13 protein-coding genes and 1 pseudogene are annotated in these 15,998 nt (G+C 73.0%); 9 read left to right on the top strand and 5 right to left on the bottom strand.

The window, feature by feature from the left end:
* Positions 1 to 75 precede the first annotated feature (75 nt).
* The gene (locus SNA_RS15170; protein ID WP_044365492.1) at positions 76 to 2,514 is read left to right on the top strand and encodes a right-handed parallel beta-helix repeat-containing protein; all 2,439 of its coding nucleotides are present in this window, start codon (positions 76 to 78) and stop codon (positions 2,512 to 2,514) included.
* Here SNA_RS15170 and SNA_RS15165 read toward each other — a convergent pair.
* Positions 2,484 to 4,778: a hypothetical protein gene (locus tag SNA_RS15165; RefSeq protein WP_104531979.1), complete on the bottom strand. Its 2,295-nt coding sequence runs from the start codon at positions 4,776 to 4,778 to the stop codon at positions 2,484 to 2,486. The two genes, SNA_RS15170 and SNA_RS15165, sit on opposite strands and share 31 nt — an antisense overlap.
* A 546-nt stretch (positions 4,779 to 5,324) precedes the next feature.
* On the opposite strand from SNA_RS15165, the gene SNA_RS15160 reads away from it, so the two are divergent.
* Together SNA_RS15160 and SNA_RS15155 are read left to right on the top strand one after the other, a co-directional pair.
* Positions 5,325 to 6,170 carry a DeoR/GlpR family DNA-binding transcription regulator gene (locus SNA_RS15160; RefSeq protein WP_030071044.1) on the top strand — a complete coding sequence of 282 codons (846 nt, stop codon included), beginning with the start codon at positions 5,325 to 5,327 and terminating at the stop codon, positions 6,168 to 6,170.
* Between the two features lie 168 nt (positions 6,171 to 6,338).
* A complete protein-coding gene (locus SNA_RS15155) occupies positions 6,339 to 6,812 on the top strand; it encodes an SRPBCC family protein (protein WP_030071041.1) in 474 nt (157 codons plus the stop codon).
* A gap of 163 nt (positions 6,813 to 6,975) precedes the next feature.
* On the opposite strand, the gene SNA_RS15150 is transcribed toward SNA_RS15155, so the two are convergent.
* Complete coding sequence (locus SNA_RS15150; protein ID WP_030071040.1) at positions 6,976 to 8,091, bottom strand: PLP-dependent cysteine synthase family protein; 1,116 nt, start codon at positions 8,089 to 8,091, stop codon at positions 6,976 to 6,978.
* A 358-nt stretch (positions 8,092 to 8,449) separates the two neighbouring features.
* Between SNA_RS15150 and SNA_RS15145 the strand changes: the two genes are divergently transcribed.
* Positions 8,450 to 8,737, top strand: coding sequence for a hypothetical protein (locus tag SNA_RS15145; RefSeq protein ID WP_030071038.1), 288 nt, complete (start codon positions 8,450 to 8,452; stop codon positions 8,735 to 8,737).
* A gap of 334 nt (positions 8,738 to 9,071) precedes the next feature.
* Positions 9,072 to 9,500 (top strand): annotated as a pseudogene (locus SNA_RS39560) (ATP-binding protein); the annotation flags it as partial.
* A 529-nt stretch (positions 9,501 to 10,029) separates the two neighbouring features.
* Here SNA_RS39560 and SNA_RS15135 read toward each other — a convergent pair.
* Positions 10,030 to 10,335 (bottom strand): SHOCT domain-containing protein, encoded by a 306-nt coding sequence (locus SNA_RS15135; RefSeq protein WP_044365409.1) that lies wholly within the window; start codon positions 10,333 to 10,335, stop codon positions 10,030 to 10,032.
* Between the two features lie 252 nt (positions 10,336 to 10,587).
* On the opposite strand from SNA_RS15135, the gene SNA_RS15130 reads away from it, so the two are divergent.
* The 3 genes from SNA_RS15130 (at position 10,588) to SNA_RS15120 (ending at position 12,904) form a co-directional block, all read left to right on the top strand.
* Entirely contained in the window at positions 10,588 to 11,217 is a 630-nt protein-coding gene (locus SNA_RS15130) for a TetR/AcrR family transcriptional regulator (protein WP_044365489.1), read from the top strand.
* A gap of 50 nt (positions 11,218 to 11,267) precedes the next feature.
* Entirely contained in the window at positions 11,268 to 11,852 is a 585-nt protein-coding gene (locus tag SNA_RS15125) for a DUF4865 family protein (protein ID WP_030071031.1), read from the top strand.
* A 65-nt stretch (positions 11,853 to 11,917) separates the two neighbouring features.
* Positions 11,918 to 12,904 carry a phosphotriesterase family protein gene (locus SNA_RS15120; RefSeq protein ID WP_030071029.1) on the top strand — a complete coding sequence of 329 codons (987 nt, stop codon included), beginning with the start codon at positions 11,918 to 11,920 and terminating at the stop codon, positions 12,902 to 12,904.
* Positions 12,905 to 12,955: 51 nt separating this feature from the next.
* On the opposite strand, the gene SNA_RS15115 is transcribed toward SNA_RS15120, so the two are convergent.
* Positions 12,956 to 13,339, bottom strand: coding sequence for a PPOX class F420-dependent oxidoreductase (locus SNA_RS15115; RefSeq protein WP_030071027.1), 384 nt, complete (start codon positions 13,337 to 13,339; stop codon positions 12,956 to 12,958).
* A 68-nt stretch (positions 13,340 to 13,407) separates the two neighbouring features.
* A complete protein-coding gene (locus SNA_RS15110; RefSeq protein ID WP_044365407.1) occupies positions 13,408 to 14,628 on the bottom strand; it encodes an ROK family protein in 1,221 nt (406 codons plus the stop codon).
* A 17-nt stretch (positions 14,629 to 14,645) separates the two neighbouring features.
* Between SNA_RS15110 and SNA_RS15105 the strand changes: the two genes are divergently transcribed.
* A complete protein-coding gene (locus SNA_RS15105) occupies positions 14,646 to 15,887 on the top strand; it encodes an MFS transporter (RefSeq protein ID WP_044365405.1) in 1,242 nt (413 codons plus the stop codon).
* Positions 15,888 to 15,998: the final 111 nt, after the last annotated feature.

The raw sequence follows: 15,998 nt of genomic DNA, 5'->3' as shown, positions 1-15,998 counted from the left end.
CCCGAATGCGGACATCCGCGGACGGACTCTGCCATGCCGAACAACAGCCGCACGAGGTGGGGGCACGACAGCGCCATGGCACAGGGCTCGGTCCAGGTGACGCACTCCGGAACGTCGCGGTGGCGGCGCCGTACAGGGGAGTACAGCACGCTCGCCGCAGCCCTGGAGGCCGCCGGGGACGGTGATGTGCTCACCGTCCCGGCCGGTACGTACCGGGAAAATCTGGTACTGGAGCGCGCGGTGACGCTGCGCGGTGCGGACGGGGCGCGCGGTTCCGTGCGGATCGCCCCCACCGATGGCGTGGCGGTGACCATACGTGCGTCGGCCTCCGTCCACGATCTGCATCTGGAGGCGACCGATTCGGCCTCCCCCGCGCTCCTGGTGGAGGACGGCGCCCCGGAGCTGTCCGGGCTGCGGGTGGTGACCCGGTCCGCGGCGGGCATCGAGGTGCGCGGCGGTGCCCGGCCGACGGTCCGCCGGTGCACGGTCGACAACGCGGGCGGCGTGGGCATCAGTGTGCTGGACGAGGCCGGCGGGGTCTTCGAGGAGTGTGAGGTGGTCGCCGCCGGGCAGGCGGGGATCACGGTGCGCGGCGGGGCCCATCCGCGGCTGGAGAACTGCCGGGTGCACCACGCGTCCGGCGCCGGGCTCTCGGTGAACGGCGAGGGCAGCGCCGTCGAGGCGGTGGGCTGCGAGCTGTACGAGATCAAGGGCGCCGGCATCCAGGTGGCCGCGCGGGCCACCGGCCATCTGACCGACTGCACGGTCCACCGCACCTCCGCCGACGGCGTCACCCTGGACACCGATGCGGTGCTCACCCTCGCCGACTGCGACATCCACGACATCCCGGAGAACGCCATCGACCTGCGGTCGCGTTCGGTACTGACGCTGACCCGCAGCACGGTGCGGCACTTCGGCCGCAACGGCCTGTCCGTCTGGGATCCGGGCACCCGGGTGGATGCCGACCAGTGCGAGATCCACGACAGCACGGGCGACTATCCGGCGGTGTGGGTCAGCGACGGCGCCACCGCAGTCCTGGACTCGACGCGGGTGCACGATGTCCCTGATGCCCTGTTCGTCCTGGACCGGGGCTCCCGCGCCGACGTCGTGGACAGCGATATCTCCCAGGTCCGCAACACCGCGGTGTCGGTGAGCGACGGGGCGACCGTCCAGCTCGACGACTGCCGGATCCGGGAGGCGGCGACCGGTGCCTGGTTCCGCGACCACGGCAGCGGCGGCACGCTCGCCAACTGCACCATCGACGGCGCCCAGACCGGCGTGATCGTTACCAAGGGCGCCGACCCCACGCTGGAGGGCTGCACCGTCAGCTCGCCCACCGAGGCCGGGTTCTATGTGTCGGCGGAGGGCCGTGGCACCTTCACCGGCTGTCGGGTGACCGGGAGTTCGGGGTTCGGCTTCCATGTGATCGACGGCTGCCGTACGACGCTGACGCGCTGCCGTACGGAGCGGTGTGCGCGCGGCGGCTATGAGTTCGCCGAGTCGCTCGGGGACGGCAGCGGCGGCGGGCCGACGGTCGAGGACTGCACCAGCGACGAGAGCCGGGCTGCGCAGGCGCCGGATGTGACGGTGCCCGCGGGGCCCCCGGTGCAGCGGGCGAACCAGACCGCCGGGCTGCTGGGGAACGTACCGTCCCAGAGCCCGCCGCCGGCCGCGACGGCCGCCGCCGCACCGGCCGTCACCAGCCGTCCCTCCGAGGAGGTGCTGGGCGAGCTGGACACCCTCGTCGGCCTGGACAGCGTCAAGCGTGAGGTGCGCACCCTGATCAACATGATCGAGGTGGGCCGCCGGCGGCAGGAGGCGGGCCTGAAGGCGGCATCCGTACGCCGCCATCTCGTCTTCACCGGCTCCCCCGGCACCGGCAAGACGACCGTGGCGCGTCTCTACGGCGAAATCCTGCACTCGCTGGGGGTGTTGGAGCGCGGGCATCTGGTCGAGGTGTCGCGGGTGGACCTGGTGGGCGAGCACATCGGGTCGACGGCGATCCGTACCCAGGAGGCGTTCGACCGGGCGCGCGGCGGCGTGCTCTTCATCGACGAGGCGTACGCCCTCTCCCCCGAGGACTCCGGCCGCGACTTCGGCAAGGAGGCCATCGACACCCTCGTGAAGCTCATGGAGGACCACCGCGACGCGGTAGTGGTGATCGTCGCGGGCTATACGGCCGAGATGGAGCGCTTCCTGGCCGTCAACCCTGGTGTGGCGTCCCGTTTCTCACGCACCATCACCTTCGGCGACTACGCCCCCGAGGAGCTGCTGCGGATCGTCGAGCAGCAGGGCGAGGAGCATGAGTACCGCCTCGTCGAGGGGGCCGGCGAGGCGCTGCTCAAGTACTTCACGGCGCTGCCCAAGGGGCCTTCCTTCGGCAACGGCCGGACCGCCCGGCAGACGTTCGAGGCGATGGTCGAGCGGCACGCGGGCCGGGTCGCACAGCTGGCCGAGCCGAGCACCGACGACCTCACCCTGCTCTATGCGGAGGATCTGCCGGAACTGCCCTGAGCCGGCCTCGGCCGCTGGAGCGGCATCGCGGGGCCGAGCCGGGCGACGAGCTCGGCGCGTACGGCGTCGAAGGCCGGGTCGGACTGGTAGTCGCCATGGCCCAGGATCTGGGCGGGCAGCGGGTCCTGGAGGGTGCGGCCGAAGGCCAGCGGGTCGCGCAGCGGCCCCTGGTCGACGGTGCAGCCGTCCTCGGTGGCCAGCCGGATCGGGCCGCCGATGGGGTCGGTGAAGCGCCACAGATTGCGCCAGTCGTCCATCTCGCGGTGCAGCCCGGCGAGCACGGACGGGCCGAAGTACGCCGGGAACCAGCGCCCGTAGAGCCGCTCCAGCGGGCTGCCGTAGGTCAGCAGCGCGACCCGGCTGCGGGTGACCAGGTCCAGCTGCCATACGGCGGCCGCGGCCAGCACACTGCCCTGGGAGTGGCCGGAGATCACCAGGCGGCCGTCGAACCGCTCGGTCCAGGTGGCCATGCGCCAGGTCAGGTCGGGGACGGCGCGCTCGGCGTAACAGGGCGGCGCGAAGGGGTGCGCGGCGCGGGGCCAGAAGGTGCCGACGTCCCACAGGATGCCGATGGTGCGGCGGGCGGAGTGGTCGCGGTAGGCGCGGCGGCCCATGGTGAGCAGCAGTATGACGCCGGCGCTCATCAGCCAGGAGCCGAGGGCCTCCGCGGTCTGGGCGGCGGCATGGACCACGGGCGAGGCGCCTTCGGTGGCGCGGCCGGGTGCCAGACCGGTGAGCCAGGCACCGGCCACCGCGCCGGCTCCCAGGACGAGGGTGACGGCGGCGATGGCCGCCACCAGGACGGGCGCCGCGTCGGTCAGCCCGGCGCGGGCGATGGTGCCCGCGATACGCAGCGTACGGCCCTCGTCGGGGCGCTCCCGGGGGTCGTACAGACCCGGGACGTCGGCGGCGACATGGCGGCGGACGACGAGGATCCGTACGGCGGCGAGGACGGCCACCACGGCCACCACGACCAGGAGGGCGGGCAGGACCGACGCCTGCCAGGACAGCAGAACCGGCGGGCCGGGGATCGGCGCGTCCGCCTGCCCCGGGGTGGCGTCGCCGTCCATCCAGTCGGCGAACCGCTCGGCGACTCCCCCGGACAGCACCCCGCCCACCGCGCAGGCCAGCAGGGCGACGGCGGGCCCGCCCATTCCGTTGAGGGCGCTTCGGGCCGCGCCCACGGCGGCGCGCTGGAGGAACCAGGAGGCCACCGCCAGCGCGAGGACCACCACGCTCTGGAAGACGGCGATGGCCCCGAAGGCGGCGGCGCCGGGCAGCGGCCCGGAGCTGTGGGCGCCGGGCCGCGCCCAGGCGGTGTGCACGGTGACGACCGCCAGCACGCCGAGGGAGACATACGGCAGCGCCCGGACGATCAGGCGGTCGGACCGGTCGTCAGGCGCCGCCTCGCTACGGGCGGTGCGCCACACGATCACCACGGTGGCGGCGGCGAGCAGGACCAGCGCGGCGGTCAACATCTGCCCGCTGACGGCGAGAAGACTGCCCTCCGCCGCCCTTCGGTCCAGCTTCGCGGTGGCGATACGCAGGGCGGCGGCGATGGTGAGCACACCGGCCGTGGTGTGCGCGGCGCGCAGCCGGGCGACGAGCCGGCGGCCGTACCAGAAGCCGTGCAGGCTGAGCACGGTGCGCTGGTCGACGGGGGTGTCGCGGGAGGTGCCGGGGTCGCGGGGCGGCGGGGAGGCGGACTCGTAGGCGCTCCAGGTGCGGTGCGAGAGCCACCACAGGAAGCCGATGACGAGCAGCGGCAGCATGGAGGCGAGCGCCAGGCGGCGCCCGGGGGTGCTCCACCAGCCGGAGTTGGCCGGGCTGAGGAAGCCCAGCCAGGACTTGCCGTCGACGCAGGCCGCGGTGCCGGCGCACTGCCAGGCGGTGAGGTCGAGCGCCACCTCACAGGCCGCGGCGGCCAGGAGGACGGTCAGGGTGAGCGCCAGGATGCGCACGAGGACGTCGTAGATCCGCTGCGCCTTGTGCTCCTGCGGTGCGGCGGGCCGCATCCAGTGGGCGAGGTTGGCCACCATGAACGGCACCAGGATCAGCCAGAGGGCGCGGGCGCTGTTGCCCGAAGTGAGGTTGGACCAGCAGTACGCCTCCCGTACCGGCTCGCCGCGATAGTCGTCGGGGCGGGCCTCGGCGTCCGCGTCCTCCGTACGGCGGTAGCAGGCGGCGGTGTCATCGCCCGTAATGCGCCGGACGCGCGGATCGCCGAGCATCTCCTCGGGCGTCGCGCCGCCGACGCCGTGCACGAGCAGCTCCAGAGCGAGTTGCGGCTCGGGCAGAGCTCCGGGGGGCGAGGGTGGCGAGGGTGGCGAGGGTGGCGATGCAGGGGAGGGAGGTGGTACGGGGGGCGGGACCAGGGTCGGCCCAACTCCCTTGGTCTCTTTGTCGGGTGTGTCAGGCACGCCGAGCGTGTCAGGCGTGCGGGCGGGCGGTGTGGTGTCCGCGGTCTCCACTGAAGTTCCCCTGTTCCCCCGTTGTCAGACGGCACGGTGCGGTGCTGTGCGATGCCTTCAGGATTCTCCTTTTTCGGCGGGAGCGCATCTGTCTTCGCCGGGCTGTGGACAAGCGGTGGGGTGGGTGGCACGTCGAGCGGGACGAGCGGGCGGCCGGGTGAGGGGCGGGACGCATCGCTCGCGACTGTGCCGCTTCCCCCGGCCCCCGAAACCACACCCCGCCCCGCCACCCACCCCCGCTGTCAGTGCCTCATGCGAGGATGAAGGCACAGTGATCGCAGGCGGCGGCAGGCGCAGAGCGGCCCGAGCGAGCGAGTCGGGCGGAAGGGACGGGCCGGGGTGAGTGACAACCAGAATCTCCTCGCGGAGCAGCGGCGCGCCCTGATTCTCGATGAGGTGCGGCGGCGGGGCGGAGTGCGGGTCAATGAGCTGACCCGCAAGCTGAGCGTGTCGGACATGACCGTGCGTCGCGATCTGGACGCGCTCGCCCGTCAGGGGATGCTCGAGAAGGTGCACGGTGGCGCGGTGCCGGTCAGCGAGCCCAGTGCGCATGAGCCCGGGTTCGAGGCGAAGTCGGGGCTGGAGCTGAGCGCCAAGGAGGACATCGCCAAGGCCGCGGCCGAGATGGCGGCGCCGGGCAGTGCGATCGCGCTGGCGGGCGGTACGACCGCGTTCGCGCTGGCGCAGCAGCTGCTCGAGGTGCCGGATCTGACGGTGGTGACGAATTCGGTACGGGTGGCCGATGTGTTCTACAACGCCCAGCGGGCGGCGGCGAGCGGCGGCGGGGGGCCTCGCGCCGGGGCCGCGACGGTGGTGCTGACCGGCGGCGTGCGGACGCCGTCGGACACCCTGGTGGGCCCGGTGGCGGATGCCGCGATCCGGTCGTTGCACTTCGATGTGCTGTTCCTCGGGGTCCACGGCATATCGGTGGAGGCCGGGCTTTCCACGCCGAATCTGGCGGAGGCGGAGACAAATCGGCACTTCGTACGATCCGCGCGGCGGGTGGTGGTGGTCGCCGACCACACCAAGTGGGGCACGGTCGGACTGAGTTCATTCGCCTCGTTGGACGAGGTGGATGTGCTGGTGACGGATTCCGGGCTGTCGGCCGAGGCGCGGGCGGAGTTCGCGGAGCTGCCGCCGGAACTGCTGGTGGCGGGCGAAGAACCGTCCGACGCGGACGCCTGACGGGAGAGGCGACGAGGGAAAGGACGGGGCCCGAGGGGGCGATTGCCCACAGACCACGGACATCTGACGAAGGGTCAGCTATGGTGTGCGCGACCCGCCGCCCACCGTCACCGGCCCGGGCCCGACAACCTGGGCCGTTGGCCGCCGTCCCGTAGGGGGTGCTCGTCCATGGCACGCCGACTCCGCCCCGTAGAGCTGGACTTCGTCGAGTCCGCGCCGCTGCGGCTGGTGTTCGCCGCGGAGGTCGCCGCGCCGCCCAAGGCGGTGTATGCCGCGCTGGCGGACGATGTGGCGGGCTGGTCGCGCTGGTTCACCGGCGTCTCACGGTCGGTGTCGACGGACGGTGGCCGAGGGCGGGAGGTACGGCTGACGGGCGGGACGCGGTTCACCGAGACGGTTCTGGCCACCGAGCCGGACGAGCGTTATGCCTATCGGGTCGACACCACCAACGCCCCGGGGTTGCGGGCCCTGTTGGAGGACTGGCGGCTGACGCCGACGGGTGGCGGGACCCGGGTGCGGTGGACGTTCGCGGCCGACGGTCCGGCACCGTTCCGGCTGGTGATGACGCTGGCCCGGCCGGGGCTGGGGCGCGCCTTCCGGGAGTCCGTACGGGCCCTGGACCGCCATATCGCCGGGGAGTAGCCCGTCGTGCGGAGCGCGGATCACGGTCATCGTCCGGCGTGACGGTGACCGGCCCACGGACCAACCCCCGCCGCCCGCCCGAGACCACCCCCCGGCCTCGCGCCCCTTCAGTCCTTCAGCCCCTCAGGCGCTCAGCCCCTCAGGCACTCGGCCCGTCAGCCCCTCACCCCGTCCAGGTCCCGTCCGCCAGGAATCTCTCGATCGTCCGCGCATAGGGCGCAATGTCCAGGCCCTGGGCGGCCAGCCAGTCGTCCGAGTAGTACTTGTCGAGGTAGCGGTCGCCGGGGTCGCAGAGCAGGGTGACGACGGATCCCGTACGGCCCTCGGCGACCATCTCCGAGACGATCTTCAGGGAGCTCCACAGCCCGGTGCCGGTCGAACCGCCCGCCTTGCGGCCGATCGCCGTCTCCAGCGCGCGCACGGCGGCCACGCTGGCCGCGTCCGGGACCTTCATCATCCGGTCTATGGCACCGGGGACGAAGCTCGGCTCCATACGGGGCCGGCCGATGCCCTCGATGCGGGAGGCGGTGGCGCAGTCGGTCTTGGCGTCGCCGGTGCGCCAGCCGTCGAAGAAACAGGAGTTCTCCGGATCCGGGACGCAGACACGGGTGTCGTACTGCATGTAGTGGACGTAGCGGGCGATGGTGGCGGAGGTGCCGCCGGTGCCGGCCGTGGCGACGATCCAGGCGGGCTCGGGGTAACGCTCCAGGTGCAGCTGCTGGTAAATCGATTCGGCAATGTTGTTGTTGCCGCGCCAGTCGGTGGCCCGTTCGGCATAGGTGAACTGGTCCATGTAGTGGCCGCCGGACTCGGCGGCGAGCCGGGCGGAGACCTCGTACACGGTCCGCGGGTCCTGCACCAGATGACAGGTGCCGCCGTGGAACTCGATCAGCCGGGTCTTCTCGCGGCTGGTGGTGGCCGGCATCACGGCGATGAACGGCACCCCGATCAAGGACGCGAAGTACGCCTCGGAGACGGCGGTGGAGCCGCTGGAGGACTCGATGACGGGCTTGCCGGGGCGGATCCAGCCATTGCACAGGCCGTAGAGGAAGAGCGAGCGCGCAAGGCGGTGCTTGAGGCTGCCGGTGGGGTGCGTCGACTCGTCCTTGAGGTAGAGGTCGATGCCCCATTCCTCGGGCAGGGGGAAGCGCAGCAGATGGGTGTCGGCGGTGCGGTTGGCGTCCGCCTGGACCTTTCGGACGGCTTCTTTCAGCCAGTCGCGGTAGTCCGGATCCGTGCGGTCCACGTCGATCGTCGCCATCGGGGCCGCGGTCGACATGTCGCGGTCCGGCCCGCTCTGCGGTTGCTGTGCGGTGCTCACCGGCGCACTCCTCAGGGGTTTTGACGCCCGCGCACAACGCCGGGCCGCATTCGACTATAGCCACCCTCCGCACGCTTCTCACCTGCATAAACATCGCTTTGAGAGGCCCCAAGGAGGGCTGGGGGAGGCACTGGGGAGCGCCTGACGGGTCCCCCGGGGAGGCGCGCGCAGGGGGCAGCGGAGCTCAAGGGGCGCTCGCCGAACGGCCGTTGCCACCGCTGCGACCAGGGCACTGGTGTACGGGGCGCCATGCGGGCAAACTTCCCTGGAGGGGCGGTGAAGGGCACCTGCCCGAGGTACCGAGGAGGTGGTGGCCATGGCAGAGCCGGAGTTCAACGCGACCGGCGTACGCATCGAGCGATGGCTGCGGTCCCTGACACGCGCCGGGCAGATCGTCATCAGAGACGGCCGGCTGGCGCTGCTGACCAGTTATGGCAGGGAGATCGACAGCGCGCCGCTCCAGGCCGTACAGGCCCATAAACCGCTGTTCGCGGCGCGGGACCGGGCGCTCGCCAGGCTCAACGGCCACCGCTATTCACTCACCCTCGGGGCCCCGGAGCGCCTTTTGCAGGCGATCCAGGAGGCGCGTCCGCCGCGTTCCTGACGGGCCGGGACGGCCGCGTCGGACGGGGAGCCGGACGGGTGACGTACGGAGATGTGCGGTTGCGGGACCCTGCGGGCCGCCTGACCCTGGACTCGTATCACTGAGGGTTCACCAGCGGTGACGCTGCGATGCGGTTGTCGTCGCCGTCGCTGTCGTCGCGGCCGTCGGAACGGCGGGGTCGGCGGGGTCGGCGGGACGCCAGGCCGACGGGGACGTCACGTCGGCGCGAGCGTCACGTCGGCGGGATCGCCGTGCAGCCGGCATCGCTGGATCCGATCTTCGCCCCTGCCATGTCGTCGGGGGCGCCCGGCCTCATCAGGGAGTCGCGGTCGTGATCAGGCAGCCCAGCAGACAGCCCAGCCGACACTGCACGGTGGAGCTCCAGGCCCTTCCGGCCCGTATCGGACATGTCCGCAGGATCATCTCGGCGCAATTGCGCTACTGGCATCTGGATGCGCTGATAGATCCGGCGGCGCTGGGGGTGACCGAACTGCTCGCCAATGTCCACCGGCACGCCCGCCCCAGCAAGCGGTGTTCGGTCGAACTGTATGCACTGCTGGGGCAGTTGACGGTCTCGGTGCACGATCGCGATCCGCGGCTCCCGCGGGTGCGTGCGGCCGAGTCCTGGGAGACCTGTGGCCGGGGTCTGGCGCTGATCGCGGCGCTGAGCGCGAGCTGGGGGATGCATCCGGACGCGGACGGCGGGGGGAAGGTCGTCTGGTTCACCCTTCCGGCCCCGACCGCCGCGCCGGGGGCACCCGCCGCACCCACCGCGTCCCTGGAGGTCGCCGGATCGGCGCACTGGGAGCCCATATCGGTTGCCCCAGAGACACCGGAGTACGCACCGCTGTCCCCGTCGGCACCGCAACCATTGGTTTCCGCACCATTGGTTTCCGTACCACCCATTTCCGCACCACTCACTTCCGCACCACTCGCCTCCGCACCGGGCGCCCCCGAGCCGTCGCGTTCCGCCCCACCGGCACCGGAACCACTGCGGTCCGCTCCCCTGGCACCCGCCCCCTCCATCGCGGCCTCCGCCGATCCACTGCCCCGTACCGGGGACGCCACGGTCGGCTGAGGCCCTTTTCGTGCCTGCGCCTCCCCATGACGAGCGTCCTGCGCTCGCCGGTTAAGGCCGCCTGACGCCCCCTTGTCCGCCGCAACGGCCCGCAGTACACCGAGCCGCCGCACGCCCCGCCCCCGATGGCCGCGATCCGGTCAGCGTCTCGCCGGTCAACCCGATCGGCGCAATCGCCGTCCACGAATACCGCCGCGGACGGGGCCGGTGACGGTTATGCCGGGCCGCCCTTGGGGCCGGCACCGAAGTGCTCCTCCAGGACGGACAGTCGGCGCCAGTACTCCTCCTCGTCGATCTCGCCCGCGGCGAAGCGGCGGCCGAGGACGGCGATGGGTGTGGGTGCATCCGTACGGGCGGTCGGCCGCGGGCCGCCGAACCGCCGGCCCGGGCCGCCGTGCCGCCATACGGTGCGGCGCAGCAGGGTCACCACGCCGAAGACGGCCAGCGCCCAGAGGAGGGGAACGAACAGGATCCAGGGGCCGGGGCCGCCTGCGGTCCAGGGGTGGGCCAGTTCGAGCATGACGCTCAGCTCCTTCGGGTCATCGGGACGTAGGCCCGTCGTTTCTGCCGGTCGTCCGGTCGTCCGTGTCACCTCCGAGGTTCGTCTTCCGGACGTCGCGCGTCGTCGTACGGCCAGCGGCTTTTCGCGTACGACGGGGGAAGTACGCGGGGCGAGAAGGGGAGCACGACGCGAGTGGCATGCGTCAGGGCCGGGCGACCGCGGGGACCGTCGGCACTTGCTTCTGTAACTACTGGTATGTACGGTGCGATCATGAGCAGTACGCGGAAACCACCCCCTGCCACCCGGGAACGCCTGGTCAGCACGGCCCAGGAGCTCCTCTGGGAGCGCGGCTACGTCGGCACCAGCCCGCGGGCGATCCTGGACCGCGCCGGCGTCGGCCAGGGCAGCATGTACCACCACTTCACGGGCAAGTCCGAACTCGCCCAGGCGGCGATCCGGCGCACCGCGGAGGAGATGAAGGAGTCCGCCGAGGAGTGCCTCTCCGGCCCGGGTACGGCGTACGACCGGGTGGCCGCCTATCTGACGCGCGAGCGGCAGGTACTGCGCGGCTGCCCCATCGGCCGGATGACGCAGGACCGCGATGTGGTGCAGGACCCGGAGCTGCGGCGGCCGCTGGACGAGATGTTCGGCTGGCTGCGGGGCCGGATCGTCGAGGTGCTCACCGAGGGGCAGCGGCGCGGCGAACTGGCTGCCGGCCTGGACCCGGTGGCGCTCGCGGCGACCGTCGCAGCCGTCGTCCAGGGCGGCTACGTGCTGGCGCGGGCGGCCGACGACGCCGCGCCGTTCGATGCGGCCGTACGGGGCGCGCTGTCACTGCTGGCGGCCCAGGTCACACCCGGCACCAAGAGCGACGGCACCGCTCCTGCCGACCGCCGCTAGCCGGCCCCACCCCCACACGGACCCCACACCGCCCCCGTTCGGAGCTCCCGATGCACGCCATGCAGTACGCCATCACCCTCCCCGCCGACTACGACATGCGGATCATCCGGCACCGGGTGAAGACCAAGGGCCCCCTGATGGACGACTTTCCGGGGCTCGGCCTCAAGGCGTACGGCATCCGGGAGCGCGGGGTCGACCGCTCGCCGGTCAACCAGTACGCGCCGTTCTACCTCTGGGCCGGCCCGGAGGCCATGAACCGCTTCCTCCTGGGCGACGGATTCCGCGGTGTCGTCCGCGACTTCGGGCGGCCGGCCGTCCAGCACTGGCAGGGGCTGTTCCACCGTACGGGCCCGGCCTCGGACCGTCTTCCGGGGGCCTTCTCGCGCCGTACGGAGACCGTCCCCGAAAGCGCCGACCCGGCCACCGCCATCGCGCACGCGGTGACCCTGCACGAGGAACTGGCCGCCACGGAGGGCGTCCACTCCACCTCTCTGGCGCTCGATCCCCGCCACTGGGAACTGGTCCACTTCACCCTCTGGGCCGATGCCGTCCCGGAGGAGGCCGGTGACCGCTATCAGGTGCTGCACCTGTCCGCACCGGGCGCCACCGGGCTGGGAGCGGGGTCCCAGTGGTGAACACCTCTGCGGCAATACAGGCTGCACAGGAGATACGGGAGACACAACAGATACCGGAGAAAAAGGTGAACACCTCCGCGGCGAAGGGGAATCGGAGCGCCGGGCCCGTCGTTCGCACGGTCCTCGGCGACCTCGACCCGGCCGGGCTCGGCGTTTGCGACGCCCACGACCATCTCTTCCTGCGCAGTCCCCAGCTGCCCGGCCAGGAGCTGGCCGACCCGGGGGCCGCGGCGGCCGAGCTGGCCGCCTTCCGCGCGGCCGGCGGCGGGGCGGTGGTCCAGTGGACGCCGTACGGGATGGGCCGGGGTGCCGCCGAACTCCCGCGGCTGGCAAGGGAGTCGGGGGTGACGATCGTCGCCGCCACCGGGCTGCACCAGGCGGTGCACTACCCGCCCGAGGTGCTGGAGCAGGTCCGGGCCGATCTCGCCGGGGTGTTCGTGGCCGAGCTGACCGAGGGGATCGGCACTACGGGCGTACCGGCCGGGATGATCAAGGTGGCCGGGGGCTTCCACGGTCTGGACCGGCACGCCCGGTACACCATGGCCGCGGCCGCCGAGGCCCAGCACGCCACCGGGGCGGCCATCGGCGTCCACCTGGAGCTGGGTACCGGCGCGCTGGACGTCCTCGATCTGCTCTGCGGCGAGCTGGAGGTTGCCCCGGACCGGGTGATCCTCGGGCATCTCAACCGCTCGCCGGATCCCGTCGTCCACCGGATGGCCGCCGAGGCGGGCGCGTATCTGGCCTTCGACGGCCCCTCACGGGCCAATCACGCGACGGACTGGCGGCTGCCCGACGCCCTGGCCGCGCTCGCCGACGCGGGCTTCGGGGACCGGATCCTGCTCGGCGGCGACACGACGACGGCCGCCGCCCGGTCGGTGAACGGCGGCCCCGGTATGCCGCATCTGCTGCGCCGCCACCGGGAGCGGCTCCAACTCACCCTGGGGGAGGACCTGGTGACGCAGTTCCTGACGGCCAACCCGGCGCGGGCCTTCGCCGCCCACTGGGGACGCCACCCGCACACCACGGGCCGACGGCGACATGCCACCGGCTGATGGCGACACGCCATCGGCCGACGGCAGTACGCCCCCGGCCGGCCAGGGGCGTCACAACCGGACGGCGATGCCCACATGCGGCCGCCTGCCCCGGCGGAGCAGCGCGCCGCCGGTGTCCATCAGCCGGAAGCGCAGCCCGTATTTGCCGGCCAGCGCCCTGCGCACCCGTAGGAGCGCATCGGCGCCTTCCAGGAGGCGGGCGGTGCCCTCCACGGTCTGCGCGCCCTCGGTGAGGCGGCCGCGGACATCGCACGGGGTGAGGGTCACCCGCGGGTCGTTGCGCAGCCGCTTCACCTTCCCGCTGTCCTCCCGCGTCCACACCAGGAGTTCGTCCCCGTCGGCCACCGCCCATACGGGGGTGGCCACCGGGGCGCCGTTCCTGCGGTGGGTGACCAGGCTGACGTACGGGCTGCGGGCGAGCGTGTCGGGAATCATGGCGGCAGCCTAGAGGCGGCCGCCCCGTATGCCCTACGGGTGCCGGACCCCGCCGGCCGCCGCGCCCGTCAGCGGTCGACGACCACCAGCGGATCGTCCAGCACCGGCTGCCAGGCCAGTTCCGCCGCGCCGACCAGGCTGTTGTGGTCGAGGCTGCACGGCAGGATCGGCACGCCGCCGCTGCGGCCCCACAGGCTGCGGTCGGCGACCACCGCGCGCAGCCGCTCGGGATCGGCTTCCACGAGGGCGCGGTGCAGGCCGCCGAGGATGATGCGGTCGGGGTTGAGGATGTTGACGAGGCCGGCGATGCCGAGGCCGAGGCGGTCGATGAGGAGGTCGGCCGCGGCGCGCACGCCCGGGTCGGCGTAGTCGTTGCGCAGCAGGTCGACGGCCTGGTGGAGCAGTGAGCCCTCGGGGCCCGGTGTGCGGCCGGCGGCACCGAGGAAGGCGAGCGGATCCGCCTCGACGTCCAGGCAGCCGCGGCTGCCGCAGTGGCAGGGCGCGCCCTCGGGGTTGACGGTCAGATGACCGACCTCCAGGGCGAGGCCCGAACTGCCGCTGTGCAGACGGCCGTCGAGTACCAGGGCGCCGCCGACGCCCCGGTGGCCGGAGGCGACGCAGAGCAGATCGCGGGCGCCCCGGCCGGCGCCGTGGCGGTGTTCGGCGAGCGCCCCGAGGTTGACGTCGTTGCCGGTGAAGCCGATGCGTTCGGTGACACCGGGGATGGCGGCGTCGGCCAGGGCACGCAGGAAGAGTTCGCGGACGGGGGCGCCGGGGGGCCAGGCGAGGTGCAGCGGGTTGAGGGCCTCGCCGTCCGGTTCGGCGACGGCGGAGGGCACCGCGAGGCCCGCGCCCAGGCAGCGCCGGCCGGTCTCGCTCAGCAGGGCGGAGCCGGCCGCGACGGCCTCCGCGAGGACGTGGGCGGGGTCGGCGGGGATGGTGCCGCAGCCGGCGGCGGTCGCCACGATGCGGCCGCCGAGGCCCACCAGGGCGACGCGGTAGCCGTCGGCGTGGATCTGGGCGGCGAGCACGACGGGGCCGCGTTCGTCGACGAACAGCCGGTGGGAGGGGCGTCCTTGGGCTCCGGCGGAGGCGGTCGGCCGGGAGTCGACGGTGATCAGGCCGAGCGCTTCGAGCTCGGCGGCCACCGCACCGGCGGTTGCGCGGGTCACGCCGAGTTCCGAGGTCAGAACGGCTCGGGTGGGCGCGCGGCCGGTGTGTACGAGCTCCAGTGCGGGTCCGAGGGCGCCACGGCCCCGCTCCAACCTGGTTGTCCGATTCTGGGTCACACCCCTATTCTGACTTTGTGCCGACGCTAAACAAAATACGGACGGCCCTTACGGGGGCCCGGATCCGTACGACGCGCTCCACATCCCGACCCGCCACCGACCCGCGGCTGCTCCGGCTCCGCCTCACGATCACCACATTCTTCGCCCTGGACGGCTTTCTGTTCGCCGGATGGGTCGTCCGCATCCCCGCGATCAAGGCGCAGACCGGCGCCGGGTCGGGCGCCCTCGGGCTCGCCCTGCTCGGCGTGTCGGCGGGCGCCATCGCCTTCATGACGCTCACCGGACGGCTGTGCCGCCGGTTCGGCAGCCATGCCGTGACGACCGTTTCCGGCGTCGCGATGGCGCTGAGCATCGTGCTGCCGCCGCTGACCCGCTCCGCGCTCGCGCTGGGCCTGGCCCTGCTGGTCTTCGGGGCCGCCTACGGCTCGCTCAACGTCGCCATGAACAGCGCTGCCGTCGATCTGATCGCCGCGCTGCGCCGCCCCGTCATGCCGAGCTTCCACGCCGCCTTCAGCCTGGGCGGGATGCTCGGCGCGGGAGTGGGCGGGCTGATCGCCGGGGCGCTGTCCCCCACCGTCCATCTGGCGCTGCTCGCCGTCATCGGCCTCCTGGTGGCGGGCGTCGCGGGCCGCGCGCTGCTGGCCCACCCGGCGCCCGTCGTACCGGAGCGGCTGCCCGCGTCCGGCCCCGGTGACGAACGGGTGCGCGGCCGTGGCCTCGTGCTCGTCTTCGGGCTGATCGCGCTGTGCACCGCTTACGGGGAGGGTGCGATGGCCGACTGGGGCGCGCTGCACCTCTCCCAGGACCTGGCCGCCGGGCCCGGCCTGGCCGCCGCCGGATATGCGGTGTTCGCGCTGGCGATGACCGCCGGGCGGCTGTCGGGCACCGCCGTTGTGCAGCGCATCGGTCCGGCCCGTGCGCTGATCGCGGGCGGGTCGACGGCGAGCGCGGGGATGCTGCTCGGCGCGCTGGCGCCCACCGCCTGGGCGGCCTGCCTCGGCTTCGCGGTCGCGGGCCTGGGGCTCGCGAACATCTTCCCCATCGCCATCGCCCGGGCCGGCGAGGCCGGCGGTCCCGGCGGGGTCGCCGCGGCGTCCACCGTCGGCTACGGCGGCATGGTGCTGGGCCCGCCTGCCATCGGTTTCCTGGGGCAGGCGTTCGGGCTGCCGCTCGCGCTGACGACGGTTGCCGGGCTGGCGGCGGTCGCGGTGGTCATCGCGTACCTGACGCGCGGGGCGCACCAGGGCCGACGGGGATGAAGCACCGGCGGCCGGGAACGGGGGACCCGGCCGCCGGACCCGCCGTGACGTGGCGGGCACGAACGGCCGCTGACGGCGGCATCGGCCGGGCGAGGCCCGGCGGGGCCGGGG

This window comes from Streptomyces natalensis ATCC 27448 (genome assembly GCF_000935125.1).
GTDB classification, from domain to species: Bacteria; Actinomycetota; Actinomycetes; order Streptomycetales; family Streptomycetaceae; genus Streptomyces; species Streptomyces natalensis.
Note: the sequence above shows the minus strand (reverse complement) of the source record. Positions and strands in the feature narration are given on the sequence as shown.